The following is a 25,817-nucleotide window of genomic DNA, read 5'->3' as shown; positions in this document are numbered from 1 at the left end:
TTGGAGTTTGAGCATGAATGAAAAAACAGTGGCTGCCGTAGCCACCCAACAGGCCACCTCACAGGAAAAGCAGCCCTACCGCACGCCTACTTTGCAGGTGTTTGGGCGTGTAAATGCTCTGACGCAAGGCGCATCCATGGGTGCAAACGGGGACGGTGGTCAAGGGATGATGGTTGCCATGTGATGATTCTTGTCACCGCGTGTCCTACAAATATCATCGACACCGGTCGCCTTGTATCCCGCAGGGTTAGTTTTTACTTTTTCACTACAGACCTTGGTTGTGGTCAACGTCTGCAAAAAACATAGACGTGTGTCGCTAGAGTGGAAATTGATTGACAGTGATGGCGCGTGAATTTCGATGAGCGGAGTGCTTGAAGAACATCTGGGGTATCTATCACATCCCCATCGGCTTGATCTCTACCGGGCAGCGCTCAAAAACGTCATTCAGCCTGGCGACAAGGTACTGGATGCAGGCTGTGGCACGGCAGTGTTGGGTTTGCTTTGCCTTCAGGCCGGGGCAGATCACGTCTATGCTATTGACTCAACGGCGGCCATTGACATCGCGCGTGACACGCTCACGCGCGCAGGATGGGGAGACAAAACCAACTTCATACGTGGTTCCTCGTTCCAGGTTGATTTGCCTGAACTTGTCGATGTGGTCATCTGTGACCATGTGGGGTATTTTGGTTTCGACTACGGTCTGATCGGTCTGCTGGCAGACGCACGCAAACGCTTCCTCAAGCCGGGTGGCACCCTCATACCAGGGCGGCTCAAGCTCCATGTTGCGGCGGTGCAGTCGCAAAAATGCCAGGAACAGGTTGAGGCTTGGCATGGGCCCAACATCCCGCCTGAGTTCCACTGGCTTCGCCAGCACAGTGTCAACGCGAAACATGCCGTCAATTTGCAACGCGACGAGCTTCTATCGGCGCCTGCAGAGTTGTGTTCCATTGATCTTCAGATCGACAACCCCGATTTCTATTCGTGGAATACGCAACTAACCGTTCAGCGCGACGGTGTGTTGCATGGGTTTGCCGGCTGGTTCGAGTGCGAGCTTGCGCCTGAGGTCTGGATGACAAATTCGCCTTTGTCTGAAACGGCCATTGGCAGATCCCAGGCATTCTTTCCGATTGACACTGCACTGCCAGTGCGTGCTGGCGACCAGCTTGACGTGACGGTGATGGCAAGGCCGACCGATCACATGATTGCCTGGGTGATGAAACATCCGGCATCCAAAAACATATTCAGCCACTCCACGTGGCAGGGTGATTTGCTCGAGCAGGAGCGTCTCGTTCGAAGTCACCCCGAACATGTACCTGTCGTCAGCAAAACAGCCAGAGCCAGAAAGCTCGTGCTGGATTATTGCGATGGGCGCCGATCTGTGGCGCAGGTTCAAGCCGCCGTGCTGCAGGAACATCCAGCACTCTTTCCAACCCAGGAAGAAATTGCACGATTCGTCGCATCGGTTTTGAGCCGAGACACCCAGTGAGCGTGCGGTTACTCAGTGAGGGCGCTCGCTTGCAGGCACCGAGCCCTGCAGTGCCTTTTCATCAATGGACACTTGAGGACGGGACCGTCTGGACGCTGTTTTTCCGCCTGGACGACGGGTATCTGCTTCGCTTTCCAGACCTTGCTGATTTTGAGGTGTCGGCCGACGGACAAAATATCACCGCTTGGCCGGTGCCTGGCGTATCACCAGGCACCGTGGAACACCTGCACCTGAATCAGGTTTTGCCGCTGGCGCTCAGCCGTCAAGGACGACTGGTGCTTCATGCGAGCGCGGTGGAGATCAATGGATCGGGTGTCGCCTTCACCGGTGCATCTGGGCGAGGCAAGTCCACACTGGCGACCAGCTTTGCCACGACCGGCGCGCGCTTCTTGACCGATGACGGTTTGCAGATTGACTGGGTGAACGGGATCTGCCAGTTAATACCAAGTCACCCCTCTGTTCGACTATGGGAAGACAGTCAGGCGGCCCTGATTCACCCAAGCTTGGACCTTGCTCCAGCCGTGGAGTACACATCCAAGGTCCGGGTGCTGGCGGGCAAGGGGATGACTTTCTGCGACCAACCACAACCGCTTCGGCGGGTTTATTTTCTCGGGGATGGATCCTCAGCGTCACTGAAAATTGAACCAGTTCGGCCGCCAGAAGCGCTCCTGGAATTGATCAAAAACTCCTTTCTGCTCGACATCGAAGAAAAGCAGTTGCTGGCCTGGCATTTCGACGAACTGGTCAAGCTGGCCAAACTGCCCATCTACTACCGACTGGACTATCCGCGCCGCTATGAAGATCTGCCCCGCGTGCGCGAAGCCATCGCCAGGCATGTCCTTGACCAAGAAAGCCACATGACATGAACCTCTCAGACAAAGTCACGATTCCCACCCAGGTGATGGCCCGAACCGTTGGCGACGAGACGGTGATCCTGGACCTGGCCAGTGGCACCTATTACGGGCTGGACCCGGTGGGGGCGCGCATCTGGCAACTGATGACCGAGGGGCTGGGGCTGGCCCAGGTGTGTGAGGCGATGCTGGCGGAATACGAGGTGTCGCGCGAAGACATTGAGCGGGACGTGTTGGCGCTGGTGCAGGCGCTGCTGGACAAGCAGCTGGTAAGCGGTGGCGCCTGACGCGGCCGGGCTGCGGGCTTGGCTGGCGGCCTGGGCGGCCGGCACGCCGGCGCCGGAACCTGTGCCGCCCTCCTGGACCGCAGCCGACGCGGTGGCGGCCGCGCACAACGAAGGTGTGGTGGCGCTGGTGGACGGGCGCTGGCACCCGGCGGCAAAGCCCGACACCACCCCCTCTGCGCAAGACGCGCCCCCGCTGCCGCCGCCCGAGTGGGTGAAAGCCTTCGGCGCGGCGGCGCGAGACGCCACGCTGGTTTCGATGGTGATTGAAAACGAAACCCGGCGTGTGCTGGGTCTGATGAGCGAGGGCGGCCTGCCGGGCTTGCTGCTCAAGGGCTCGGCGCTGGCGCACTGGGCTTACGTGCAGCCGCAGTGGCGCGCCTGTGGCGATGTGGATCTGTTGCTGCCCTCGCGCGCGGCCGCCGAACAGTTGTCGGCCCGGCTGACCGCGGCGGGCTACGCGCGCGCCCAGACCTCGGGCGAGCTGGTGGCGTATGAACTGCTGTGCACGCGCCAGGTGATGCCCGACTGGGTGCTGGAAGTGGACGTGCACTGGCAACTGACCAATTCCCCGCTCTTCTCGGGCGCCTTCAGCTTCGACGAACTGATGGCCGATTCCCTGCCGCTGCCCAAGCTGGCGCCCACCGCGCGCGGGCTGGGGAAGGTGCATGCGCTGCTGCACGCCTGTGTGCACCGGGCGCTGAACCTGTCGATCGGTGTGGACGACAAGCTGAAATGGCTTTACGACCTGATCGTGCTGACGGACGCTTTCAGCCCGGCCGACTGGCAGCGCATGCAGCAACTCGCAACAGACAAGCAACTGGCCGGGGTGGTGCTGAGCGGGCTGGAAGCGGCCGCCACCATGTTTGGGCGCACGCTGCCAGCGGACGCGGTGGCGGCGCTGCGCCACGCAGCGGCGGCCGAGCCCCTGGACGCGACGCGCCTGGCCGACTGGCGCTACATGCAGCGCCAGACCTTTGCCGCCCTGCCCGGCCTGGGGCTGCGGCTGCGCTGGCTGTGGCAGCGGGTGTTTCCGAGCCGGGACTATCTGACCTACCTGTATGGCGAGCAGACCAGCTACCCGGGCCTGATGTGGCAGCGCTTCAAGCGGGTGCTGCAGCGGCTGGGCCGCTGAGGGGCGGGTGTCCCCATGGCCGCCCCAAATAGCCAACCGGCATCGCCCGGTGACCCTGCACCTTATTTGTAGATCATGGGCAAAAGTCCCGATTTGGGACTAAACTTCTTCTTATGCGTGTGATTGCCGTGTCTACCCTTCGGGCCTTCTGGGAGCACTACCCCGACGCCGAGCAGCCGCTGAAGGCTTGGTACGAGGAGGCCACCAGTGCGAGTTGGAGCCAGCCCGCCGACATCAAGGCGCAGTACCGCAGCGCCAGCGTGCTGAAGAACCGTAGTGCGGTGTTCAATATCAAAGGCAATGACTACCGGCTGATCGTGGCCATTGCGTACAAGTTGCAGATCGTCTGCGTGAAGTTTGTCGGCACCCACAAGGCGTACGACGCTGTGGACGCAGAAACCATTGAGTCGGCCTGACCGGCCACGGAGGAAAACATGGACATTCGCCCTATCCACACCGAAGCAGACTACAAGGCCACCCTCAAAGAGATTTCGGCCTTGATGGAGTCCGACCCTGATAGGGGCACGCCGGAGGGTGATCGCCTGGACATCCTGGCCACGCTGGTGCAAGCCTACGAGGCCAGGCACATGCCGATCACTGCGCCGGATCCGGTGGAGGCCATCAAATTCCGGATGGATCAGAGCGGACTGTCCGTCAAAGATCTGGAGTCGATCATTGGCAAGAGCAATCGCGTTTACGAAGTCCTGAACCGCAAGCGCCCGCTGACGCTGGCCATGATCCGCAGACTGCACCAGCGCCTGGGCATACCGGCCGATGTGCTGATTGCCGAGACCGTCACCGGGTGAGCAATCACCTGGGCGCGAGCCATTTGATGGGCAAAGAGGGGTCCTGCGGAAAGAATCCAACATCTGCGGGGTGTGGGGGAACCTGTCGGACACGACCCGTAACCGTCATGTTTCATCTGTACACTTATGACCACACTTCAATCGGTACGCAATAGCCGATAGTTCCCGGAGGAGGCGACTGCTGTCTGGCGTGCCACGCGCACCACCCGACGGCCTGCGCGTCTGAAAACAACAAATATCGCTCTTTCACATGCTTGCCCTGCTGCAATCTGACGCCGGTACCACCTACGCCTGGATCCTCTTTGCCACGACCGTGGTGGCTTTCCTGATTTCGCTGGTGCTGGTGCTGTCGCGCCACACCCATGGGCACTTCACGATGGACCACGCGGAATCGGGGGCGCACAAATTCCATGTGGATCCGACACCGCGCGTGGGCGGCATTGGCATTTACCTGGCGCTGGTGCTGGCCTGGGCGCTGCTGTCCCCTTCCGACGTGCAGCGCTTGCTGGGCATGATCTTGCTGGCAGGGATACCGGCGCTGTTGTTCGGACTTGTGGAAGACATGACCAAGCGCGTGGGGGTGCTGCCGCGCCTGCTGGCCACCATGGTCAGCGGGCTGGTGGCCTGCCTGCTGAGTGGTGTGGCGCTGAGCCGGCTCGACGTGCCGCTGCTGGACTGGGCGCTGACCTGGTGGCCGCTGGCCGTGGTGTTCACGGCGTTTGCGGTGGGCGGTGTGGCCAACGCGGTCAACATCATCGACGGTTTTCATGGCCTGGCCAGTGGCACCGTGGTGCTGGCGCTGGTGACGCTCTCGGTGCTCGCTTTTCGAGCAGGCGACGCCCCGCTGGCCCTGGTGTGCCTGCTGGTGGCGGCGGCCATGGTGGGTTTCTGGTTGATCAACTACCCCTGGGGCAAGCTGTTTCTGGGCGACGGCGGGGCGTATTTTGCGGGCTTTGCGCTGGCCTGGCTGGCGGTGCTGCTGCCCATGCGCAACGCCAGCGTGTCGCCTTGGGCGAGCCTGCTGGTGTGCGCCTACCCGTTCATCGAGGTGGTGTACAGCATCGTGCGCCGCCGCCTGCAACGCCTGTCGCCCGGCGATGCGGACCGCCACCACCTGCACAGCCTGCTGGCCAGCGCGTTCATTCACCGGCGCTTTCCACACTGGTCGCACAACTGGCAGAACGCCGCCGTGGCGCCGGTGGTCTGGTGCTTTGTGGCAGGCCCGGCGCTGCTGGCGCTGGTGTTTCACGACGACACCGAGGTGCTGGCCGTGGGCATGCTGGCTGCGGTGGCGGCCTACCACCATGTGTACCAGCGACTGGCCCGGCGCGGCGAGTCGCTGGCCACGCTGAGTCAGGCGCCCAACGGGGCGCTGCCCGTACCGGTGCCGCTGGACCCGCCGTGACGATCGCCTGGGCTCCAGGCCGCTGCGCGGCCGGCGGTGTGGCGCCGGGCTGGACGCCCCGATGCGTGAGGTGGGTATGAGGCCGGTGGCACAGGCGGCGGCCGACCGGCTGAACCAGACGCTGCAGGGGCTGACTCTGGGCGCGGGTGTGCTGCTGATCGTGTGTGCGCCGCTGATTCGGGGTGGCAACCGGCATGTGGCCCTGATGGTGCTGGAGTGGCTGGGGCTGGCCGTGTTGCTGGGTGTGGGCCTGCGCAGCCTGGTGCGGCCTGCGGGCGCCTGGGGCCACGGCACCGAACGGCGGGGTTTGCTGGTGCTGGCGGCCGCGCCGCTGTGGGTGGCGCTGGTGCAGCTGCTGCCGCTGCCCATGGAACTGTGGGCGGCCTTGCCGGGGCGGGCTTTTTACCTGGATGTGCTGGCGGCGGTGCAGGCACCGGACGCGCTGTGGCGGCCGGCTTCGCTGACGCCCGACGCCACCTGGGCGGCGGTGCTGGCGGGCATTCCGCTGGTGGCGTGTTTTGCGCTGGCGCTGACCCGCACACCGGCGCAGCTGAAAACGCTGACGCGGGTGTGGATTGGCGGGGCCGTGGCGCAGGCGCTGCTGGGCCTGGCGCAGCTGGGGCCGTTTCCCGCGCTGTACTTTGACTCGCTGTTCACCGGGGTGATTGGCACTTTTGCCAACCGCAACCACTTCACGAGCTTTCTGGTGATGACGCTGCCACTGGTGGTGCTGGAGCTGCGGGACGCCTTGCGCCACCGGCAGGGCCAGGACCACCGGCTGGGCCACGCCGGCTGGCTCTGGGGGGTGGTGCTGTTTGTGCTGGTGGTGGCGGTGCTGGCGGCGGGCTCGCGTGCGGGCATTGCCACCGGGGTGCTGGTGACGCTGGCCACGGTGTTGCTGCTGCCGGGGCCGCGTGGCGGGCAGCTGGGCCTGCCCTGGCGGCTGGGGGGGCTGGCCGCCCTGGTGCTGCTGGCGCTGGGCGCGGTGGGGCTGGACTGGCTGGGGCGCTTTGCCGGTTCAACCGTGGTGGCCGATTCGGCGTTTCGGCAGCTGCTGGCGGCCCGCACCTGGACGGCGGCGCTGGAATTCTGGCCGCTGGGCTCGGGCCTGGGCTCTTACGCCGGGGTGTTCCCGCGCTTTCAGCCCGCCGAAGTCAGCGGCTTTGCCCCCCACGCGCACAGCGACTACGTGCAGCTGCTGATGGAATGCGGCCTGCTGTTTGTGGTGCTGGCGGCGCTGGCGTTGTGGCTGGTGGGCCGGCGGGTGCGCTGGCTGGCCGCAAGCGCCCGCACGCCGCACGGCCTGAACCGCCCGCAGCGGCAGATGATGGTCTGCGGGCTGGGCCTGCTGGCGCTGGTTCTGCATGCGTGGGTGGACTTCAACCTGCGCATTCCGGCCACTGCGATGCTGGGCGCGTTTCTGCTGGGCGCGCTGCTCAGGCCCCAGGGCGGTGACGACCACCCGTCGCCGGCCACCCGGGCCAGCGGCCGGGCTTGGGAGGGTGCCACGTAAAATCGTGCTATCTTGCACGCTCTTTTTTTGGGCAGCCCCTTGAGACCTTTGGCATGAAATTTTTCCTGAGCCGCTTGACCGTGTGGTGCATGGCCGCACTGCCGGCGGCGCTGTGGGCGCAACAAGCGCCACAACCGCCACAAGAGCCGGCGGTGGCAAACGCGGCCACCGTGCCGATGCCCGTGGCGGCCGGCCGCCAGCCGGTGGCCAACGACAACGCCGCCAACCAGACGCTGGGCAACGCCCCCCTGCTGCCGGGGCAGCCCCTGAACGCACTGGCCGGTGTGGGCACCGACTACCGCGTGGGACCCAACGACCTGCTGGAGGTGGAGGTGTTTGGCGTGCCCGACCTGAAGCGCACGGTGCGCGTGAATTCGTCGGGCATGGTGTCGCTGGCGCTGGTGGGCAACCTGTCGCTGGCTGGGCTGACCGCGCAGCAGGCCGAGGCGATCATTGCCGCGAAGTACGCTGAAAAATACCTGCAGGACCCGCAGGTATCGGTGTTCATCAAGGAGTTCACCACCCAGCGCATCACGATTGAAGGCGCGGTGGCCAAGCCCGGCATTTACCCGGTGACGGGGCAGTTGACGCTGTTGCGGGCGCTGGCGCTGGCCGGCGGTGGCGGGCAATTTGCCGACCTGACCGAGATCATGCTGTTTCGCTCCGTGGCCCAGGGCCCGCAGCAGACCCTGAGCTTTGACCTGGAAAGGATTCGCAAAGGCGAGGCCGCAGACCCGGTGATCGTGGCCGACGATGTGATCGTGGTCAAACGCAGCCCGGCACGCGCTGCGCTGCGCGATTCGCTGTTTCGCGACATCATCGATTCGATCAACCCGTTTTCGAGCCTGACGGCCAAATGAGCGGCTGAGCCGCCCGTGGGCTTCGCCGTTATGGCGAAGCGCTTTCACGGGCACGCCGCTGCCACGTGCCCTTCAATGCCCTCCCCCCGTAGTCGAGTTTCCCCATGTCCACACGCGATCCCCTGCCCGCCCTGCCGCCGGCCTCACGCAGCCTGGCCTTGCGCCAGCCCAACGGCCTGCAGACGCAGGTGTTGCGCGACGAGTCCGACGAGCAGGAGAACGACGCCCTCAACATCAAGGACTTGCTGCGCATCGTCCTGAAATACAAGTGGATGCTGCTGGCGCTGACCTTGCTGTGCGGTCTCGCGGCCACGGTGCAGAGCCTGCGCGGCACGCCTTTGTACCGCTCCAGCGTGCTGGTGCAGATCGAGCGCAGCGCGCAGCGGGTGGTGGCGTTCAACCAGGACGTGGACACCGAGCAGCAGGTGTATGACGACGGCTCGCAATTGCAGACGCAGATTGAACTGCTGAAAAGCCGTGGCCTGGCCGAGCGGGTGGTGGACGAAATGGGCCTGGACAAGAGCCGTGCAGCAGCCGGGGCGCTGGCGCCCCAGGCAGGCGACGCTGGCCCGCTGGACGCCACCGATGCGCCGGCCCCGGGCAGCCTGGGTTTTCTGGACCGGATTCTGGCGAACTACCGGCAGTTGAGCACGCCGTCGGTGGCCGACGAACAGTTTCTGGGCCGCAACGGTGCCGTGGGTGCGTTCATGGGGTCGGTCAGCATCGAGCCGGTGCGCAACTCGCGGCTGGTGAACATTGTGGTGGTGAACAGCAACGCCGAGCTGGCGGCGCGCATTGCCAACACCATTGCCAAAACCTTCATTGCGATGAACCTGGAGCGCAAGCTGGAGTCGTCGGTGTACGCCAAGACGTTTCTGGAAGACCAGATCAAGGTGACCAAGGCCCGGCTGGAGGAGTCGGAGCGGGTGATCAACGCCTACGCCAAGCAGAACGCCATTCTGGTGCTGGACGAAAAGACCAATGTGGCGAACCAGAACTTCGCCGACTTTTCCACCGCGCTCGCGCGGGTGGAGCAGGAGCGGATCAAGGCCGAGTCTCTGTACAACGAGGTGCTGCGCAGCCCCGAGAGCACACCCCAGGTGCTGGAGAGCAAGGCGGTGCAGACCTACAAGGAGCAAAAGGCCAAGCTGGAAGCCGAGTACGCGATGAACTTGAGCATTTACAAGCCGGATTTCCCGAAGATGGTGCAGACCAAGGCGCAGATCGACGAGCTGAATGCCCGCATCAAGGCCGAAATTGCGGTGGTGGTGGCGTCGGTGAAGGGGCAGTTTGAAGCGGCCAAGCGCCAGGAGCAGCAGTTTCGGGCCCGCCTGGGCGAGACCCGCAGCGAGGTGCTGGCGGTGCAGGACCGCAGCGTGGACCTGAACCTGCTCAAGCGCGAACTCGACACCAACCGGCAGGTGTACGACAGCCTGCTGCAGCGGCTCAAGGAGGTCACCGTGACCGGTGGCCTGACCACCAACAACATTGCGGTGGTGGACGAGGCCCGCACGCCGCTGTTCCCGTTCAGCCCGCAACCCCTGCGCTATGCGGCCATCGGCATGGGCCTGGGCCTGTTGCTGGGCCTGGGCCTGGCGTTCCTGCGCGAGAACCTGGACGACTCGATCAAACATGCCGACGAGATCGAAGCGACCTACGGTCTGCCGCTGCTGGGCTGGATTCCGCTGCTGAAGAAAAAGGGCGCCGCCGACTCGGCCGCGCTGCTGGCGCACGAAGACCCGCGCAGCCCGTTTGCCGAGGCCTACCGCTCGATGCGCACGGCGCTGCAGTTCTCCACCACGGAAGGGGCGCCTCGGCGCCTGATGGTGACCAGCTGCGGCAAGGGCGAGGGCAAGTCAACCACCGCCATGGCGCTGGCGATCAACTTTGCACAACTGGGCAAAAAGGTGCTGCTGATCGATGCGGACATGCGCAGCCCGTCGGTGCACCACATGCTGAAGGTGCCCAACGAGATGGGCCTGTCCAACTTCCTCTCGGGCACGCAACACAGCGACGTGCTGGCCTACCAGACCGGCATTCCCAACCTGTCGGTGATGCTTGCGGGCCCGAACCCGCCCGATCCGGTGGAATTGCTGATGGGCGCCAAGTTCATGCTGCTGCTCGACAAGGCCCAGGAGCTGGGCTACGAGCATGTGATCGTGGATGGCCCGCCGCTGCTGGGCATTGCGGATTCGATCGTGCTGGGCAACCAGATCCAGTACATCGTGTTTGCCGTGAAAGCGGGCAGCACGCGGCGCTCCAGCATCAAGGATTCGCTGCGCCGCTTGCGCAACGCGGGCCTGCTGCCCATGGGCATGGTGCTCACGCACGCCAGCAACCAGCACGGCCACGACTACAGCAGCGAGAGCTATTACGGCTATGGCGCCCCTGGCGCCAAGGCGCCGGCGCAAGCCGCCGTGGCGCAAAGCAGCGAGCCGGAGCTTGACGGCCCCGTGCGGGCCGGCTGAAGCCCCGCTGAGGCCAAGCCACACCATGGGCCCCACAAAGCCACAGGCCACCGGCCGCCAGGCGGTGTGCGCTGCGCTGCTGGATTTTCAGCACATGCCGGGGCGTTACCCGGTGGCGATGCGCGAGCCGCGCCCGGTGTTCGAGCATCTGCAGCTGGTGTTGATGCTGGCGGCGGGGCGCACGGTGGACGGACTGGGGACAGACGCCGATCTGGAGGCGCGCGTGCGCCAGGCGGCGCGGTTTTTTGTGCGCACCGTGCTGCTGCGCCCCGGCGCTGACCATTACACGCTGCTGGGGGTGCAGCCGGGGGTGGCCGCAGAGGTGCTGCGGGAACACTACCGGCTGATGATTCGCCTGACGCACCCGGATTTTCTGGCCTCGGGTGAGTCCTGGCCCGCCGATGCGGCGGCGCGCATCAACATCGCCAACGACGTGCTGTCTTCCCCTCCGCGGCGGGCGGCGTACCACGCGACGCTGGTCCAGGGCCAGCCCCCGGATTCGAACGAGGCGCTGGTGCGCGCGCTGCAATCCCCGCTCCCCTTGCCGCAGGCCCTGCGGGCGACCGCAGCGGATCGGCGCAAGCCGGCGAGCCGGCGGGCGGTTGTGCCGGCGGGCGTGGCGCTGGTCGCCGTGCTGCTGGGCATCGTGATGTGGCCGTCGGCCGAAGATGGCTCGCTGACGGTGGCCCGCCCACGCACCGACCCCGCCGTGGCCGCCCTGCCCGCCCCGCTGCCTGCCGCCGCGGAGGCGCCGCGGGTGCCCACCGAGCAAGCGGATCGGCCGAACCTGCCGGGCCTCCCGGATCTGCCACCACCGCTGTCATCCCCCGACGTTTTCGTGGCGCAGCGCCACCCGGCGCCAGCGTCCGTTCCTGTGGCACCGCAACCTGAGATGACAGCCGCACGGGCAGTCGCCCCTGTGCGCCCGGCGGCGCCCCAGACCCACACGGAGCGCTCGGTGGCCAGCGCGGTTCAGCCAGCCGAAAAACCCCCGGCATCTGCACGGTTCCCGGCGCGCGCGGCCCAGCCTGCCGTGGCAATGGTGGCCGCAGTGCGCCCCAGCGGACCCGAGGCACCCCTGCGGGAAGTGATTTATATGCCCCCGGTGCAGGCCGCACCCGTGACCTTGGGCGATGAAGCCGCCAAGGTGGCCCGGCTGGCGGCGGACGTCCCCTTGCCGCAGACCGCCGGTGAGCGGCCCCTGACTGAAAAACCGGCGGGCGCCACACCCGCCAGCACCCAGGGGCCGGTGATCCACATGGGCCAGGTGCAACCGGTGCTGTCGAACGTGACGCTGGCCCTGCAAAGTGGGCGGGGCGAAGAGGCGCTGCAGTGGCTCGAACGGTCTTCGCGCACCGATGCGTTTGCCGCGCAGTTTGTCCGGAAATACCACCAGACGCTCGGGGGCGCCCGCGTGACGGGCCTGGGGCAGGTGCGCTTCACGCCCCGGTTTGCGGCCGAACAGCTGGTGGTGGACGGCGTGGTGCAGCTGCGGCTGCAGGACGAGAAACAACAGGCCTCGGTCAAAGACTTTCACCTGCGGGCGTATTTCCGGTCGCAGGGCAGCGACCCGGTGCTGGCCCGGCTGGTGGCGGAATGACCGCAGCGCACCGATCGCCTGCGGCCATCTCGCTGGCGCTGGCAGCGCTGGGCCTGGCGGCGGCCGTGTGGCTGGGCTGGATGGCGATGCAGAGCAACCTGCAGCAGGCTTGCGCGTTGAAACAGTGGCCACCACTGGCGCGCTGCGAAGCCCTGGCCGCGCAAGCGCCGGCGCAGCAGGTGCAGGCGCTGCGCGCGCAGGTGGCGGCCAACCCCGGCGATGCGCGTCCGCTGACGGCGCTGGCCACCCTGGCCCAGACGCCCGGGGGCACACCGGGGCTGGACCGCCAGGCCCTGCTGCACGCCGCCGCCCAGCTGGCGCCCCAGCAGCGCCAGGTGCTGCGCCTGCAGGCCAACGATGCGCTGCAGCAGGGGCGCTGGCCCGACGCGGTGGCGCATCTGGTGCTTCTGGCGCAGTTTCACGGCGATGGCGAAGCCGCGCGCACGCTGGCCCTGATGGTGGGACAGGCCGGACAGCACCGCGCCTTGCTGGACGCCCTGTTGGGCCAGCTGCAGTCCGACGGCCGCTGGCTCGAACCGGTGCTGCGCAGCCTGCCGGCGGCGAAGGTGCCCATGGTGCAGGCCATGCCGGTGGTGCAAGCCGCCATGCCGCTGGGGCTGATCACGCCGGCGCTGGCGCAGGTGCTGATCCAGCACCTGATTGCCGGCGGTGCCTGGCTGGACGCCCATGCGGTGTGGCTGCATGTGTGGAACCGGCCGCTGGGCCTGCTGTTCAATGGCGACTTCGAACAGGATTTCGTGAAACACGGATTTGACTGGAATGTGACCGACACCAACCCCTACCGGGCGGGTGCACGGGTGCAGCAACCCCGGATGGGACAGCAGGGCCGGGTGCTGGAGGTGGCGTTCACGGGCCGGTCCATCGCCCTGCCGGTGGTGAGCCAGCACCTGGTGCTGCCGCCGGGCGACTACCTGTTCACCGGCAGCGCCCGGTCTCGCGGCCTGCGCAGCAACGAGGGTCTGGCATGGGTGTGGACCTGTGCCTCGACCCGCCAGGAACTCGCGCGCACGGCGGCCATCCAAGATTCGGCGGGGCGTTGGGAAAAGATCACCGCCGCCGTGCGGGTGCCGCCCGCCTGCGGTGTGGGCGTGCAGTTGTCGCTGCAGACCTTTGCCGCGTACGAGGCGACCACCGGGTTGCGCGGTGAGGTGTGGTTTGACCAGTTCGAGTTGCGCTCGACCGAAAGGCTTCCTTGATTGACTTGCACAGCCACATTTTGCCGGGCATAGACGACGGCGCAAAAGACCTGGACATGGCGCTGGAGATGGCGCGCATTGCCGTGGCCGACGGCATCCACACCATGGCGTGCACGCCCCACATTTACCCCGGCATGTACATGAACGATGCCACCGGCATCGGGCAGGCGCGCGAGAAGCTGCAGGCCGCGCTGGACGAGCGCGGCATTGCGCTGAAGCTTGTGTTGGGCGCCGACGCGCACCTGGTGCCGGAGTTGCTGGACGGGCTGCGCGCCGGACGGGTGCCGACCCTGAACGGTTCGCGCTACCTGCTGCTGGAGCCCTCGCACACCACGCCGCCCCCGCGGTTCGAGGAATCGGTGTTCAACCTGGTGGCCGCCGGCTACACCCCGGTCATCACGCACCCGGAGCGCCTGACGTGGGTGGAAACCCACTACCCGGTGTTTGTTCGCCTGATTGCCCAGGGCGCCTGGATCCAGGTGACGGCCGGGGCGCTGACGGGGATGTTTGGCAAACGGGCCAAATACTGGGCCGACAAATTCCTGATCGACGGACATACCCACATTCTGGCCACCGATGCGCACTCGACCGGCCGACGTTTGCCGCAACTCACGCCCGCGCTGGAGGTGGTGGAGCGGTTGATCGGAGCGCAGGAGCGCGCGCAGCTGGTGCTGCACCGGCCGCAAGCCATCCTGGACAACCTGGCCCCCGGGCTGGCCCCCGCCCTGCCTGTGCCCGCCCGCCGCACAGGCTGGCTGAGCAAGCTGCTGCCCGGTTTTGGCCGCCAGGCATGACACGGCGCCGCCCCACCGGGCGCTGCAGGACTGCAGCGGTGATGGCTGGCGGGTCTGTCCCACTGCCGTTTCCAGGTTAAAACGACGCCTCTCTTGACTTGGCAGGGCATAGCCTGTGACCTGCGGTTACACTGAAGTCAAACTGAATCATTCGCCTACCGAAGGAAAAAGATGAAAAATCACTTGTTCGCCTTGTCACTGCTGATGGCCGCCACTGCTGCGGTGGCGCAAACGGCACCGGCCCAGCCGGTGGCCAAAGTGGTGGCATCGGAAGGCCTGGTGACCGTCGGATTCCAGAACCAGATGCGCAATGCCGCCGCCAACATGCCACTGTTCGAGGGTGCGCGTGTGATGACCACGTCTACCGGCCGGGTCACCATTTCCTTTGACAGCGGTTGCCGCGTGAGCCTGAAACCCAACGAGGTGTTTGCCGTGTCCGAGTCGGAATGCAAGGCCTTGGCGGCCCTGCCCGCCGGTGGCGCCGCGTTCGGCACCCCCGCACAAAACGCCTTGGTGCTCGCCGGCGTGGCCGGCTTCGGTTTGGGCCTGGTGGGCGGCAGCAGCGATGACCAGCCGTTGAGCGGCAACTGATCGCCACCGACGTCCGGATCAGCGGGCCTGCCGCACAGAAAAAAGAGCCTCAGGGCTCTTTTTTCATGGGCGAGGCCAGGGCTTGTGGCTTCCTCGCCGCCTGTCTTGACTTGAGCCGACCCGTCGCCTACGATCTCGCCCAAAAGGAAAACCCCACATGAAGCACCACGCACTCGCTCTTTCCCTCATGGTGACCGCCGCATCGGCGGTGGCGCAAACCGCACCCGCCCAGCCCATTGCCAAGATTGTGACGGCTGAAGGCCTGGTAACCGTCGGGTTTCAGAACCAGATGAGCAATGCCGCTGCAAACATGCCGCTGTTCGAGGGCGCGCGCGTGATGACGACCTCCACCGGCAGGGTTTCCATTTCGTTTGACAGCGGTTGCCGCGTGACCCTCAAACCCAACGAGGTGTTTGCCGTGTCCGAGTCGGAGTGCAAGGCCCTGGCGGCCCTGCCCGGCGCCGCGGCAGGCGCGGGCGCAGCCGGGGGCATGCAGGTGCCCAACCTGCTGCTGGTGGGCGGTGCAGCGGCCTTGGTGCTGGGCCTGGCCGGTGGCGGCGGTGATGCCCCGGTGAGCGGCAACTGAACCCGACACCCAGCGGGCCAAGCAAGGTGCCGGCGACAAAAAAGAGCCTTTGAGGCTCTTTTTTTATGGGCGCGGCCACAGCACCCACAGCTGCAGGGGTTGCTTGAGCGCGGCGGCCACGGTGTAGGCGGGATCGGTCCAGCTGCCCCAGCCGGTGAAAAGGTCGGCGCGGACCGCGCCCACGATGGCACCACCGGTGTCCTGCGCCATCACCAGTTTTTGCAGGTTGAGCGTGGGGCCCTGGGTGGCCAGCCACACCGGGGTGCCATAGGGAATGCTCTGCGGGTCCACCGCAATGGAGCGGCCGGGCGTGAGCGGGACGCCCTGGGCGCCGCGCGGGCCAAAGCGGGCGTCGAATTCGCTCAGCGCTTCTTCGCGGAAGAACACGGTGCGCGGGTTGCTCCATAGCATCTCGTTCAGCCGCTGCGGGTTTTGGGCGGCCCAGGCCTTGATGGCGTCCCAGGAGGCCTCGCGAATGGCGCGCTGGTCGAGCAGCCAGCGGCCCACGCTTTTGTAGGGTTGGCCGTTGTGCGCCGCAAATGCCACGCGCACCTGGCGCTGGCTGCCATCGGTTTCGGTGATGTTCAGCCGGCCTGAGCCCTGAATTTGCAGAATCAACGCGTCGATCGGATCGGCCAGCCACGCAATGGCGCGGCCCTGCAGCGCGCTCTGCGCGGCGGGCAGGGTGTCGATGTCCTGGCGGCTGTACCAGGGCTGGCCCGAGCGCAGCCCTGCGGGCGGCGCATACAGCGGTGTGCGGTGGGTGGCGGTGGCCACGCGGCTGGCAGGCATGATGGGCTCGTAGTACCCGGTGAGCAGGCCCTGGGGCTCGGTGCCATCGGTCTCGACCACGCGGTAGGGTACAAAGCGGCGCACCACCCAGGCGTGCTGTTCGGCGGGTGTGGCAATGGCGAGCTGGCGCAGCTCGGCGCACAGCGCTGCCTGGCCGGGCGCGGGCCGCTCGCAGCCGCGCACCCAGGCGTTCCAGACTTCGTGCAGGCTGTCCTGCCCCCAGCCGGGCACATCGGCCCAGCGCACCGGCGTCCAGCGGCTTTTGCCGCGCTGGATGGCAGGTGGCAAGGGTTCGTCACCGGTGAGCGCAGGGGTTGGAGCGGGGGTGACCGGTGCGGGCGTCGGGTATGGGCCCGGGTCCACCGCGCAGGCGGCCAGGGTTCCTACAATCAGCGCTGCCAGCGACAGGCGCAAGCCGACCCACCGTTGACCAGCTCCGCCCGACGGCACTTGGGCCGCCGTTTTTTCCTCTCGGTTAACCCCCACACTGAAACGATCCATGACTTTGTTGTTGCTTGAAGCGCTGGGCGCCTTGGTGTTGCTGGTGTTCATCGTGTGGTGGACCATGTTTTCGGGTCGCAAAAATGGCGAATTGCCCGACAGCGTGATGGACGATGAGCAGGAAAAAAAAGAGAAAGCCGCACCGGCAAACGACACCCGCGCCAAGGACTGACACCGCTCAGGCTCATGGGGCACGCAGCGCATTGGCCAGTTCCACAGCCGACTTCACGCCCATTTTGTCAAACACGCGCGAGCGGTGCACTTCCACAGTGCGCACGCTGATGTTGAGCTGATCGGCCACCAGCTTGTTGGGCAGGCCAGCCACCACCAGGTCCATCACGGCGCGCTCGCGCTCGGTCAGGCTGTCTACCCGCTGCTGCACGCTGCGCTGCGTCTGGCGCTGCGCCAGCACCTGCGCCGACTGGGCCAGCGCCTGCTCCACCCGGTCGACCAGCGCGTTATCCGAAAACGGTTTTTCGCAAAAATCAAACGCACCGCGCTTGACCGCATCCACCGCGGTGGGCACGTCGGCATGACCAGACAAAAAGATGACCGGCATGGCCGCTTGCCACGGCAGGGTGAGCAGGTGTTCAAACAGCGTCAGACCGCTCATGCCGGGCATGCGCACGTCGAGCAACACGCAACACGGCACGTCGGGCTCGCGGCGCCAGCTTTCCATTTCGGCCAGAAACGCGTCGGCGCTGTCATAGCTCTCGCTCAGCAGCCGGCGGGTGCGCAGCAACCACGCCAGCGCTTCGCGCACGCTGGCATCGTCGTCCACCAGGAAAATTTTGGCGTCGGGGTGCAGGGTGGAGAGGGAAGCCATAAGTTTTCTACTATAGCGCTCTGTGCGGCGGCTCTCGCCGCGCCACGGCTCGCGTAAAGTCGCCAGAATGTGGACCACACCGCCCGGGCCTGGCGCCCCATCACCCGCTGGTATTCACACCGCGCCGGCCCTGCCCGCGGTGTCGTTCGGCGCTTTGCTGCACCAACTGGCGGCGCAGCGCCCCGACGCGCTGGCGCTCAGCTGGCGCGACCCGGCAGGCACGGCGCCCGATGGGCCTTGGGCCCAGCTCACGTACGCGGGCCTGGCCAATCGCGTGAACGCCATCGCGACCCAACTGGCTCCCAGCCTGCAACGCGGCGACCGAATGGCCTGGCTCGGCCTGAACCACCCGGCGCAGCTGGCGCTGTTGTTTGCGCTGGCGCGGCTGGGCGCCGTGCTGGTGCCGCTGAACCACCGACTCTCTCCCGCCGAGTGGTGCGCGGTGCTGCAAGACTGCGCGCCCACGTTGCTGGTGCACGACGACACCTTGGCCACGGCCGCGCACGAACTGCCGCACCGGCTTGAGCAGCCCTTGGCGCTGTGGCCGGTGCAGGCGCTGAGCACCGCCAGCGAACCCGCGCGGCCCTCCGATGCAGGCGCCGATGGGCTGGACACACCGCTGCTGCTGGTCTACACATCGGGCACCACCGGGCAGCCCAAAGGCGCGGTGCACACCCAGGGCAATTTGCTGGCCAACATGGCCATTGCCGCGCAGGTGCAGGGTCTGACCGCCGCCGATACGGTGCTCACGGTGCTGCCGCTGTTTCATGTGGGCGGGCTGGGCATACAAACCCTGCCGGCGCTGTCGGTGGGCGCACACGTGTTGCTGTTTGCGCGCTTTGACGCGACCGCCACGCTGGCCTGCATCCAGCACGAGCGCCCCACGCTCACGCTGCAGGTGCCCGCCACGCTGCAAGCCCTCACCAGCCACCCCCAGTGGGCGGCCACCGACATTGCTGGCCTGCGCGCGGTGTGGGCCGGCTCCAGCCTGCTACCCCCCGAGCCGCTGCGGGCCTTCATGGCGCGGGGCGTGCCGGTGTGCAATGTGTACGGCAGCACCGAAACCGGGCCGTTTTCCATGGCCCTGCCGCCCACGCACGCCCGCAGCCACGTGGGCTCGTGCGGCTGGCCAGCACCGGGGGTGGACGTGGTGCTAAGCGACGCGCAAGGCCGGCCGGTGGCGCCCGGCGCCGTGGGTGAGTTGTGGGTGCGAGCGCCCAACGTGGTGCACCGCTACTGGCCCGACCGCCCCGCGCTGGACGGCGCCGGCTTCTTCCACACCGGCGACCTGGCGCAACAGGCGGCCGATGGCAGCCACACCGTGGTGGGCCGGGCCAAAGACATGATCATTTCGGGTGGCGAAAACATCTACCCCGCCGAAATTGAAAACCTGCTGGCGCAACACCCGAGCGTGGCCGAATGCGCCGTGGTGGGCCAGGCAGACACCCGCTGGGGCGAAACGGTGGTGGCCGTGGTGGTGCTGCGCGCAGGCATGCCGCCTGGTGCTGACTGGGCGTTACCGCTGCAGCAGTTTCTGGACGGGCGGCTGGCGCGCTACAAGTGGCCACGCCGCTGGTTGCGGGCAGACGCCTTGCCCAAAACCGCGCTGGGCAAGGTGCAAAAGGCGACGCTTCAGAGGGTGTTGGCAGCGTCGGCCGGTTGAGGCTGCGCCACGGCGGCGGGCTGCAACCGCGTGGCCAGCCACACCAGCACCAGCACCGGCACACCCAGAAACGCGGTGGCAGTGAAGAAAGTGGCGTAGTCGTAAGCGTCCACAAACGCACCCGAATAGCCCGCCAGCCACTTGGGCGCCAGCAGCATCATGGAGCTGAAGAGTGCGTATTGCGTGGCCGAATAGGTCACGTTGGTCAGGCTCGACAGGTAGGCGATGAACGCTGCCGAAGCCACGCCCGCGCTGAGGTTGTCGGCAGAAATCACGGCAATCAGAGCTGTCACGTCGTGCCCGTGCCCAGCCAGCCAGGCAAACAGCAGGTTGCTAGCCGCCGACAACACGGCGCCCAGCATCAGCACCCGCATGACGCCCAGCCGGAGCGACAGCGCGCCGCCAATGAAGGCGCCCACCAGCGTCATGATGATGCCGTAGACCTTGGTCACCGCCGCCACTTCGTCCTTGGTATAGCCCATGTCCACATAAAACGGGTTGGCCATGATGCCCATCACCACGTCGCTGATGCGGTACACACCAATCAGCGCCAGGATCAACAGGGCCTGCTTGCCGTAGCGCTTCAAGAAGTCAGCAAACGGCTCCACCAGCGCGCTGCGCAGCCACTCGGCCGCGTTTTTTGACGGGGCCAAAGCCACGCGCACCGGCTCACGCGTAAACAGCACCGTGAGCACGCCCACCAGCATGCTGGCCGCCATGACCAGGTAGGCCGACGTCCAGGCCGCCTGCTGGTACAGCACCCCCGGCCCGACAGCCCCGGCGGTGGCCGCAGCAGGCGCCACCTCGGCACGGGCCGCCAGCCACAACACGCCAGCGCCGGCCCAGATCATGGCCAGGCGGTAACCGGTCTGGTAGGTCGCGGCCAGCGCGCCCTGGTGGCGCGCGTCGGCCGACTCGATGCGAAAGGCGTCCAGCGCAATGTCTTGGGTGGCCGAAGCAAACGCCACCGCCAGCGCACACCACACCACCAGCGTGAGCTGGCTGCGCGGGTCGGCCAGCGCCATACCCACCAGCGACGCCATGATGGCCAGCTGCGACAACAGCAACCAGCTGCGCCGCCGGCCCATCAGGCGTGTGAGCAGGGGAATGGGCATGCGGTCCACCAACGGCGCCCAACACCACTTGAAACCATAGGCCAGCCCCACCCAGCTCAGGTAACCAATGGTGGTGCGGTCCAGCCCGGCTTCGCGCAGCCGAAAACTCAGCGTGCCCAGCACCAGCAGCAGCGGCAACCCGGCCGAAAACCCCAGCGCAAACATGCGCAGGCTGGCAGGCTCCAGGTACACGCGCAGGGTTTCACCCCAAGTGGGCTTCGGCTCGGCGGCAGGGGCGTCGGGTTCGGTGGCTGCGGAGGGCGCAGCGGGCAAGGCGGTGGGCGGGGGCAGCGGCATCGGTTGGGGCAGATTGGCTTGTGCAGGCGCAGATGCGCTGCTTTGTCTATTATTGACCTATGTGCATTTTCTGCGACCTCCGTTCGGCCTCGTCCACTGCTCCCTCGCCCGCTACGGCCTCAGCGGGCGGGCAACCCGTGTGGTCCGCCAGGCGCGCCTTTGTGTTGGCAGGCGCAGCGGCGGCCGCGTTGCCTGCTGCAGCGCAGGTGGACGTGGGCAAATCGTCTGCGCTGCGCAAACTGGTGCCCGCCGAAGAGCTAGAAGGCGCTGCCCGGCAGCAATACACCCAAATGATGGGCGAGGCTGGCGGCCAACAGGCCCTGCTCCCCGCCAGCCACCCGCAGGTCAAGCGCCTGCGTGCCATTGCGCGGCGCATCATCCCGCACGCACCAGCCTGGAACGCGCGCGCCACCCAATGGCAATGGGAAGTGAACCTGATCCAGAGCCCGCAGGTGAACGCGTTTTGTATGCCCGGGGGCAAGATCGCTTTCTACACCGGCATTCTGGACAAGCTCAAACTGAACGACGACGAGGCCGCCATGATCATGGGCCACGAAATGGCCCACGCGCTGCGCGAGCACGCCCGGGAACGGGTGGCCAAAAGCAGCGCCACCAACCTCGGCCTGCGCCTGGGCGCGCAGCTGCTGGGCCTGGGCGAACTGGGCAACGTGGCCGCCGGCCTGGGCACGCAGTTGCTGACCCTGAAGTTCAGCCGCGAAGACGAGTCAGAGGCCGATCTGGTGGGCCTGGAACTCGCCGCCCGCGCCGCCTACAAGCCCCAGGCCAGCGTGAGCCTGTGGCAAAAAATGACCGCTGCTTCAAACGGCGCGGGGCCAGGCTTTTTGTCCACCCACCCCAGCGGACCCAACCGCATACGCGACCTGCAGGCCAATGTGCCCAAGGTGCAGGGGTTGTACGAGGCGGCGCGCAGGGAGTGACCAGCGTTTACCTCAGGGCGCGGAGCGCTTGTGGCTCATCAACTCAGTCACAAAAACCGGTCGGCTGGATTTGCGTTCAAACTTCACGTCGGATTTGACGTCTGGTGCGTACCAAAACGTGTCATCCTGCTGGCCGCTGTTGCCTCTGGAATTTCTGAAGAATCCGCGGTGCACGATCTTGTAGGCCATGAACTTGCCAGCTGGCACGGTGACTTCCTCGTACGCCTCCACCTCCACCTTCTGCTGGGTGCTGCCGGTCACACCATCGGGACGTGCCCAGTCAGCCTCAAACTCCCAGCGTTTGCCAACCACCAGCGGCCATACGCGCCAAGGCTTGGCTGACGGGTTGTACGGACCCTGTATCAGACGCTCCGCGATGGGCACGGTCTTGCCGTCCATCGAGAAGACGGGGCCAGCATCGGACTTGGCCACTGTAGCCACGATGCGTGCCTCTTCCAGCTTGGTCAGGGCATCAACCCGCCGCCACTCCCACGACTCGCCCACCGCATAGGCTTCGGGCGCGGGCATTTCAGCGGTCTGCGCGAAGGCGGCCCACGGCGCCCCGGACAGGGCCAACAAGCAAATCAAACGAGCGAATACGGACATAATGGCTCTCCCAAAAGTTTGAACGATTGACAAGCGACACCGTCAATGACAGCCGACTGGCACATTCAAGGAAAGTCTGGGCGGTCAGTTGAACTGAATCAGGTGATCCTTGTAACTGCCATCCAGCATCGTGTGACGGATCTGCAGCGATCGACCCGACAGGTTGTCAGTGACGGAAATTACCGGGAAACTGCCACCCACAGACGAAACGGTCCGGCTGAAAATCCCTTTGGGCACACCGGTACTGGGGGAATTCACCGAACCCGCAGGACTGAAGCTGTACGCGTTGACCGATCCGATGCGCTCGGCCAGGGCGTTGGACGTCCAGGCGATCTCTGCGCTGCTGGTAGCGGCGGCACCATCGGTCACAAATGCGCGACTCACCGGATTAAAGCTGTGCCACTGTTGGGTCGCCGCGTACTGCGCGGGCAACAGTGGCGTCGTGATACGCGAGTTAAAGGTGTGGCAAGGCGCAACTTCGGTGCCGCAATAGGCCCTGAAGGTATAAAGCGACCAAGCTGGCACAGTGGACAGGTCGAACTGCCAGCTTGCACTGGGTGGCTCGCCGTACATGGTGGGGTGGGCCCATTCGATGAATGACACGGTGGCAGAACCCACATTGGGATTGGGTCGTAACGTGATCGCGGCTGTCCCAGTGATGCCCTGGGTGCGCTGGATACGGAAGATGTTGCTGGTGGAGCTTGCAAGCTGCTGCGTGGTGGTCACCTCGTTGGGGTTGCTGCCCGTTGCATTGAGGATGCCCATCCAATTCTGCGGCAGGTTGGGTGAGACGTCGCCCAACACCAGGCCGTTGGTGGGCAGGCCGGGCCCGCTGACCCGGACGTAACGGATTGCGTTGTTGGGGTTGTTGGAGAAGTTGACTGTTCCGCCGTTGTTCGGACGCTGGACAAAGATTTCCAGGCCCACCTCAAACCGGCTTCGCGGCGCGTTATTGAAGAAAGAGGAGCCGTCCAGGATGGACTGGGGAATGGTCTGCTCACGCTGCCGAATCGCGGCACGGATGAACACATCAACAGGGCGCTGATTACCAATCAACCACCATTGTGTTCCGCTGGATCGCGAGCCAGGAAACTTCTTGGCGGTCAAGATACGGTTATCGATAAAGCCGTTCCGGTCGCGGAACTTAATGTTCAGCAAGGCTTCATCGCGCCCGTCTGAGCGCGGGGTGTAACGCATCAACTCTGGAAGGTTGAACTGTGCGCCGTCCATGTCGGCGCTGGTCAACAGACCATAAAAATAGGCCTCCGGGTCGTACCCGTTGTGCAGGAAATCGATGTCCACGTTGGGCGCGTCGCCCGCACTGGCTACGAAGTCCTCGCATTCAGGCGCGACGCCCTGCAGTCGACGGTTGACGGTGTCTGGGTTGGGCGCCCGGTTCGCTGCCGGCACAGCGAAACAACGCTCCAGTTCGATTTTCGCAAAGTCCAGCTCTCGCAAGCTGAACGTTGCAGTACTAACCGTCGCGGTGCTAACAGCTGAAACACTGCTGGAGCTAGTTCCGGCCAATGGCACAGAGGGCGCGCCCGGGTTGAGCACATTCGAAATCGCAGGGGTACCGTTGTCAAAGGTGATTCGAATCTGATCCAGCATTTGGTCAGCCCCTGTGCCACTGCCGCCGACAAAAGGTGAAGTCACTGGGTCAAAGGTGGCGGGGTCAACACCAACGCTCTGCAGCACGGCAGCCAATTGGGTCACCACGTTGGCCGTAACGGCAGCCAAGTCTCCCAAACTCACACTCGCCAGGGCAGCAGGGTCCTTGAGAAGTGCGAACGGATCTCTGTTGATATCCAGTTGCGCCGCGATAGCTGTGGTCAGCGGCGTGACGTTGGCGGTGGACTCTGAACCTGTGGCCGGCTTGGTCGCAACGATGCTGATCATGGGGTTCACAAGCCCATCGGGGTCGGTGACCACGACGGCAAACGGCGCCTGGCTGGCAATGCTCAGCACGCACCGGTACCCACCATCTGGACCGGTGGTCACCGGGTCGTTCGTGCATGCCGATACACCGATTCGGTCGGTCACTGAAATCAGAGCGTTGGGCAGTGCCGCACCAATTGCAGCGGTGCCGACCAGTGCAGCAGGCGCAGGCGGCGGGCTGGCCGAAGGAGGGTTGTTGCTACCCCCACAGGCCGCCAGCCATGCGATCAGGCACGCGGCAGCGAACGCCCGGCCGTATTGGATGTATTCGCGTTGCATGGTGTGTCTCCCTAATTCGTTCCGCCTAAACATGCTATTGATCCGGCCCTGTGAAGTCTTAAGCTGCATATCGAACGTGATGGTCCTGGAAGTAGCTCATGACGCGCTCGGGGTTTTGCTCCAGCATCGCCATGTGATCGTTGGCCGCATCGCGTAGCTTGGCCTTGGTTCGCACCGGCACGCGCTTGCCCATCTCCTGCTTCAAGTCCGCATTGAGCCGCTCCTCTGGGTTGAGCTGTGGGCTGTAGCTGGGCAGGTAGAACAACTCGATCTGGTCCTGCCGCTCAGCCACCCAAGCCTTCACCAGCTTGCTGTGGTGGACCCGCAGGTTGTCCAGAATCAGAAAGACTTTTTTACCCGCGTCCTTGATCAAAGCTTGTAGGAATTCGATGAGCTTCTCAGCATCGAAAGCCTCGTCAATGATCATCCACCGCGTCTTGCCCTGGTTGGTCACCGTGGCAATCATGGAGAGCTTTTGACGGGTGCCGCCCACGGCCATGGCCACCGGTGTTTTGCCCGCTGGCGCGAAGCTCCTGCCGCGCACATCGGTGTTGACCAAGGCCGTCTCGTCGCCCCAGTGAATCTCGGCCCCCTCGGCCCTGGCGCGCTGCTCAATGCCGGGGTACTCGCCCTCCAACCAAGCCTGCACGGCAGCAGGGCTTTGCTCGTAAGCGCGCTTGATGGGCTTTTGCGGTGTGAAGCCCCAGCGGGTGAGGTACTTGCCGATGCTGCGCACTTGCAGCTTGATGCCAAATTCCTGTTCGATGAGCTGACCCACTGCGGCCCGGCTCCACAAGCTGAAATCCATCTTGAGCTGCTCGGGGCGTTTGTCGATGATCAGGCGCTGGATGGTATCTTCCTGCGCCTGACCGAGCACCCGGCCATCGCCTCTGGCTCGTCCACGAACAGCGGGACGTATCGCACCCCAGCCGCCAGCGTCAAACAGATCGATAGCCGTTCGCACTGTCGGGTAGCTCAGCCCCGTCATCGTGACGATCTGCATGATCTTGGTGCCTTGTCTGTACAGCCTCACGACCTGTTTGCGTCGTTCGTGAAGTTGCTCCAGTGTCTGACTTCTTGCGCTTTCTTTTTCCATGACACTCTGATCGCGAAAATCAGACAAAGTTCAGACTTTAACGGGCCTTATCTATAGGTCGGACAGAGACCTGGCGCAGGAGTGCAGTGTCAGCGGCTGAGACTTGGGATGCCATTGCCCTAAAGTTACAACAGGACACAGCGGCCTCCCCCAAAAGTTATAGAAACTGC

At 65.4% G+C, this 25,817-nt stretch carries 25 protein-coding genes; 19 read left to right on the top strand and 6 right to left on the bottom strand.

Going from position 1 to position 25,817, the window contains the following annotated elements; translation table 11 throughout:
* Window positions 1-13: 13 nt before the first annotated feature.
* From AC4QBL_RS18535 to AC4QBL_RS18460, 16 genes are all read left to right on the top strand, one after another.
* Entirely contained in the window at window positions 14-184 is a 171-nt protein-coding gene (locus AC4QBL_RS18535) for a hypothetical protein (RefSeq protein ID WP_472907972.1), read from the top strand.
* 174 nt (window positions 185-358) lie between these two features.
* Complete coding sequence (locus AC4QBL_RS18530; RefSeq protein ID WP_472907971.1) at window positions 359-1,486, top strand: 50S ribosomal protein L11 methyltransferase; 1,128 nt, start codon at window positions 359-361, stop codon at window positions 1,484-1,486.
* Between the two features lie 29 nt (window positions 1,487-1,515).
* A complete protein-coding gene (locus AC4QBL_RS18525; RefSeq protein ID WP_472907970.1) occupies window positions 1,516-2,352 on the top strand; it encodes a hypothetical protein in 837 nt (278 codons plus the stop codon).
* The gene (locus AC4QBL_RS18520; protein WP_472907969.1) at window positions 2,349-2,624 is read left to right on the top strand and encodes a PqqD family protein; all 276 of its coding nucleotides are present in this window, start codon (window positions 2,349-2,351) and stop codon (window positions 2,622-2,624) included. Before AC4QBL_RS18525 ends, AC4QBL_RS18520 begins: the two co-directional genes overlap by 4 nt.
* Complete coding sequence (locus AC4QBL_RS18515) at window positions 2,614-3,756, top strand: nucleotidyltransferase family protein (RefSeq protein ID WP_472907968.1); 1,143 nt, start codon at window positions 2,614-2,616, stop codon at window positions 3,754-3,756. Before AC4QBL_RS18520 ends, AC4QBL_RS18515 begins: the two co-directional genes overlap by 11 nt.
* A 113-nt stretch (window positions 3,757-3,869) precedes the next feature.
* Window positions 3,870-4,172, top strand: a complete 303-nt coding sequence (locus AC4QBL_RS18510) for a type II toxin-antitoxin system HigB family toxin (RefSeq protein WP_472907967.1) — start codon at window positions 3,870-3,872, stop codon at window positions 4,170-4,172.
* Between the two features lie 18 nt (window positions 4,173-4,190).
* Entirely contained in the window at window positions 4,191-4,562 is a 372-nt protein-coding gene (locus AC4QBL_RS18505) for a helix-turn-helix domain-containing protein (RefSeq protein WP_472907966.1), read from the top strand.
* A gap of 250 nt (window positions 4,563-4,812) precedes the next feature.
* Window positions 4,813-5,967 (top strand): MraY family glycosyltransferase, encoded by a 1,155-nt coding sequence (locus AC4QBL_RS18500; RefSeq protein ID WP_472907965.1) that lies wholly within the window; start codon window positions 4,813-4,815, stop codon window positions 5,965-5,967.
* A 76-nt stretch (window positions 5,968-6,043) separates the two neighbouring features.
* On the top strand, window positions 6,044-7,480 hold the full coding sequence (locus AC4QBL_RS18495) for an O-antigen ligase family protein (protein WP_472907964.1): 1,437 nt from the start codon (window positions 6,044-6,046) through the stop codon (window positions 7,478-7,480).
* Between the two features lie 53 nt (window positions 7,481-7,533).
* Window positions 7,534-8,340: a polysaccharide biosynthesis/export family protein gene (locus tag AC4QBL_RS18490; RefSeq protein WP_472907963.1), complete on the top strand. Its 807-nt coding sequence runs from the start codon at window positions 7,534-7,536 to the stop codon at window positions 8,338-8,340.
* A 104-nt stretch (window positions 8,341-8,444) separates the two neighbouring features.
* Window positions 8,445-10,808: a GumC family protein gene (locus AC4QBL_RS18485; RefSeq protein ID WP_472907962.1), complete on the top strand. Its 2,364-nt coding sequence runs from the start codon at window positions 8,445-8,447 to the stop codon at window positions 10,806-10,808.
* Between the two features lie 25 nt (window positions 10,809-10,833).
* Window positions 10,834-12,408, top strand: coding sequence for a J domain-containing protein (locus AC4QBL_RS18480; RefSeq protein ID WP_472907961.1), 1,575 nt, complete (start codon window positions 10,834-10,836; stop codon window positions 12,406-12,408).
* The gene (locus AC4QBL_RS18475) at window positions 12,405-13,625 is read left to right on the top strand and encodes a hypothetical protein (protein ID WP_472907960.1); all 1,221 of its coding nucleotides are present in this window, start codon (window positions 12,405-12,407) and stop codon (window positions 13,623-13,625) included. The genes AC4QBL_RS18480 and AC4QBL_RS18475 overlap by 4 nt, the downstream gene beginning before the upstream one ends.
* A complete protein-coding gene (locus AC4QBL_RS18470) occupies window positions 13,622-14,419 on the top strand; it encodes a tyrosine-protein phosphatase (protein ID WP_472907959.1) in 798 nt (265 codons plus the stop codon). Before AC4QBL_RS18475 ends, AC4QBL_RS18470 begins: the two co-directional genes overlap by 4 nt.
* A 171-nt stretch (window positions 14,420-14,590) precedes the next feature.
* Entirely contained in the window at window positions 14,591-15,010 is a 420-nt protein-coding gene (locus AC4QBL_RS18465; RefSeq protein ID WP_472907958.1) for a FecR family protein, read from the top strand.
* A 157-nt stretch (window positions 15,011-15,167) separates the two neighbouring features.
* Window positions 15,168-15,596 (top strand): FecR family protein, encoded by a 429-nt coding sequence (locus AC4QBL_RS18460; protein WP_472907957.1) that lies wholly within the window; start codon window positions 15,168-15,170, stop codon window positions 15,594-15,596.
* 63 nt (window positions 15,597-15,659) lie between these two features.
* On the opposite strand, the gene mltA is transcribed toward AC4QBL_RS18460, so the two are convergent.
* Entirely contained in the window at window positions 15,660-16,955 is a 1,296-nt protein-coding gene (gene mltA / locus AC4QBL_RS18455) for a murein transglycosylase A (RefSeq protein WP_472907956.1), read from the bottom strand.
* Here mltA and AC4QBL_RS18450 point away from each other — a divergent pair.
* Window positions 16,888-17,061, top strand: a complete 174-nt coding sequence (locus AC4QBL_RS18450) for a hypothetical protein (protein WP_472900451.1) — start codon at window positions 16,888-16,890, stop codon at window positions 17,059-17,061. The genes mltA and AC4QBL_RS18450 overlap by 68 nt on opposite strands.
* 12 nt (window positions 17,062-17,073) lie before the next feature.
* Here AC4QBL_RS18450 and AC4QBL_RS18445 read toward each other — a convergent pair whose 3' ends face one another.
* On the bottom strand, window positions 17,074-17,715 hold the full coding sequence (locus AC4QBL_RS18445) for a response regulator transcription factor (protein ID WP_472907955.1): 642 nt from the start codon (window positions 17,713-17,715) through the stop codon (window positions 17,074-17,076).
* A gap of 67 nt (window positions 17,716-17,782) precedes the next feature.
* Between AC4QBL_RS18445 and AC4QBL_RS18440 the strand changes: the two genes are divergently transcribed.
* The gene (locus AC4QBL_RS18440; RefSeq protein WP_472907954.1) at window positions 17,783-19,378 is read left to right on the top strand and encodes a class I adenylate-forming enzyme family protein; all 1,596 of its coding nucleotides are present in this window, start codon (window positions 17,783-17,785) and stop codon (window positions 19,376-19,378) included.
* On the opposite strand, the gene AC4QBL_RS18435 is transcribed toward AC4QBL_RS18440, so the two are convergent.
* Complete coding sequence (locus tag AC4QBL_RS18435) at window positions 19,348-20,790, bottom strand: AmpG family muropeptide MFS transporter (protein WP_472907953.1); 1,443 nt, start codon at window positions 20,788-20,790, stop codon at window positions 19,348-19,350. The genes AC4QBL_RS18440 and AC4QBL_RS18435 overlap by 31 nt on opposite strands.
* Before the next feature lie 59 nt (window positions 20,791-20,849).
* Between AC4QBL_RS18435 and AC4QBL_RS18430 the strand changes: the two genes are divergently transcribed.
* The gene (locus tag AC4QBL_RS18430; protein WP_472907952.1) at window positions 20,850-21,728 is read left to right on the top strand and encodes a M48 family metallopeptidase; all 879 of its coding nucleotides are present in this window, start codon (window positions 20,850-20,852) and stop codon (window positions 21,726-21,728) included.
* A gap of 12 nt (window positions 21,729-21,740) precedes the next feature.
* On the opposite strand, the gene AC4QBL_RS18425 is transcribed toward AC4QBL_RS18430, so the two are convergent.
* The 3 genes from AC4QBL_RS18425 to AC4QBL_RS18415 form a co-directional block, all read right to left on the bottom strand.
* Window positions 21,741-22,334: a hypothetical protein gene (locus tag AC4QBL_RS18425; protein ID WP_472907951.1), complete on the bottom strand. Its 594-nt coding sequence runs from the start codon at window positions 22,332-22,334 to the stop codon at window positions 21,741-21,743.
* A gap of 84 nt (window positions 22,335-22,418) precedes the next feature.
* Window positions 22,419-24,551 carry a hypothetical protein gene (locus tag AC4QBL_RS18420; protein WP_472907950.1) on the bottom strand — a complete coding sequence of 711 codons (2,133 nt, stop codon included), beginning with the start codon at window positions 24,549-24,551 and terminating at the stop codon, window positions 22,419-22,421.
* A gap of 58 nt (window positions 24,552-24,609) precedes the next feature.
* Entirely contained in the window at window positions 24,610-25,647 is a 1,038-nt protein-coding gene (locus AC4QBL_RS18415; RefSeq protein ID WP_472906699.1) for an IS630 family transposase, read from the bottom strand.
* Between the last annotated feature and the right edge of the window lie 170 nt (window positions 25,648-25,817).

The organism is Hydrogenophaga sp. L99 (assembly GCF_058731905.1).
This window is presented reverse-complemented; position numbering and strand designations above follow the sequence as displayed.

Coding starts and splice junctions, on each gene's coding strand:
- AC4QBL_RS18535 (WP_472907972.1), top strand. CDS start 14: ATGAATGAAAAAACAGTGGCTGCCGTAGCCACCCAACAGGCCACCTCA.
- AC4QBL_RS18505 (WP_472907966.1), top strand. CDS start 4,191: ATGGACATTCGCCCTATCCACACCGAAGCAGACTACAAGGCCACCCTC.
- AC4QBL_RS18445 (WP_472907955.1), bottom strand. CDS start 17,715: ATGGCTTCCCTCTCCACCCTGCACCCCGACGCCAAAATTTTCCTGGTG.
- AC4QBL_RS18510 (WP_472907967.1), top strand. CDS start 3,870: ATGCGTGTGATTGCCGTGTCTACCCTTCGGGCCTTCTGGGAGCACTAC.
- AC4QBL_RS18485 (WP_472907962.1), top strand. CDS start 8,445: ATGTCCACACGCGATCCCCTGCCCGCCCTGCCGCCGGCCTCACGCAGC.
- AC4QBL_RS18465 (WP_472907958.1), top strand. CDS start 14,591: ATGAAAAATCACTTGTTCGCCTTGTCACTGCTGATGGCCGCCACTGCT.
- AC4QBL_RS18435 (WP_472907953.1), bottom strand. CDS start 20,790: ATGCCGCTGCCCCCGCCCACCGCCTTGCCCGCTGCGCCCTCCGCAGCC.
- AC4QBL_RS18415 (WP_472906699.1), bottom strand. CDS start 25,647: ATGGAAAAAGAAAGCGCAAGAAGTCAGACACTGGAGCAACTTCACGAA.
- AC4QBL_RS18440 (WP_472907954.1), top strand. CDS start 17,783: ATGTGGACCACACCGCCCGGGCCTGGCGCCCCATCACCCGCTGGTATT.
- mltA (WP_472907956.1), bottom strand. CDS start 16,955: ATGGTCCACCACACGATGAACACCAGCAACACCAAGGCGCCCAGCGCT.
- AC4QBL_RS18530 (WP_472907971.1), top strand. CDS start 359: ATGAGCGGAGTGCTTGAAGAACATCTGGGGTATCTATCACATCCCCAT.
- AC4QBL_RS18420 (WP_472907950.1), bottom strand. CDS start 24,551: ATGCAACGCGAATACATCCAATACGGCCGGGCGTTCGCTGCCGCGTGC.
- AC4QBL_RS18500 (WP_472907965.1), top strand. CDS start 4,813: ATGCTTGCCCTGCTGCAATCTGACGCCGGTACCACCTACGCCTGGATC.
- AC4QBL_RS18450 (WP_472900451.1), top strand. CDS start 16,888: ATGACTTTGTTGTTGCTTGAAGCGCTGGGCGCCTTGGTGTTGCTGGTG.
- AC4QBL_RS18430 (WP_472907952.1), top strand. CDS start 20,850: ATGTGCATTTTCTGCGACCTCCGTTCGGCCTCGTCCACTGCTCCCTCG.
- AC4QBL_RS18495 (WP_472907964.1), top strand. CDS start 6,044: ATGAGGCCGGTGGCACAGGCGGCGGCCGACCGGCTGAACCAGACGCTG.
- AC4QBL_RS18480 (WP_472907961.1), top strand. CDS start 10,834: ATGGGCCCCACAAAGCCACAGGCCACCGGCCGCCAGGCGGTGTGCGCT.
- AC4QBL_RS18520 (WP_472907969.1), top strand. CDS start 2,349: ATGAACCTCTCAGACAAAGTCACGATTCCCACCCAGGTGATGGCCCGA.
- AC4QBL_RS18425 (WP_472907951.1), bottom strand. CDS start 22,334: ATGTCCGTATTCGCTCGTTTGATTTGCTTGTTGGCCCTGTCCGGGGCG.
- AC4QBL_RS18490 (WP_472907963.1), top strand. CDS start 7,534: ATGAAATTTTTCCTGAGCCGCTTGACCGTGTGGTGCATGGCCGCACTG.
- AC4QBL_RS18460 (WP_472907957.1), top strand. CDS start 15,168: ATGAAGCACCACGCACTCGCTCTTTCCCTCATGGTGACCGCCGCATCG.
- AC4QBL_RS18475 (WP_472907960.1), top strand. CDS start 12,405: ATGACCGCAGCGCACCGATCGCCTGCGGCCATCTCGCTGGCGCTGGCA.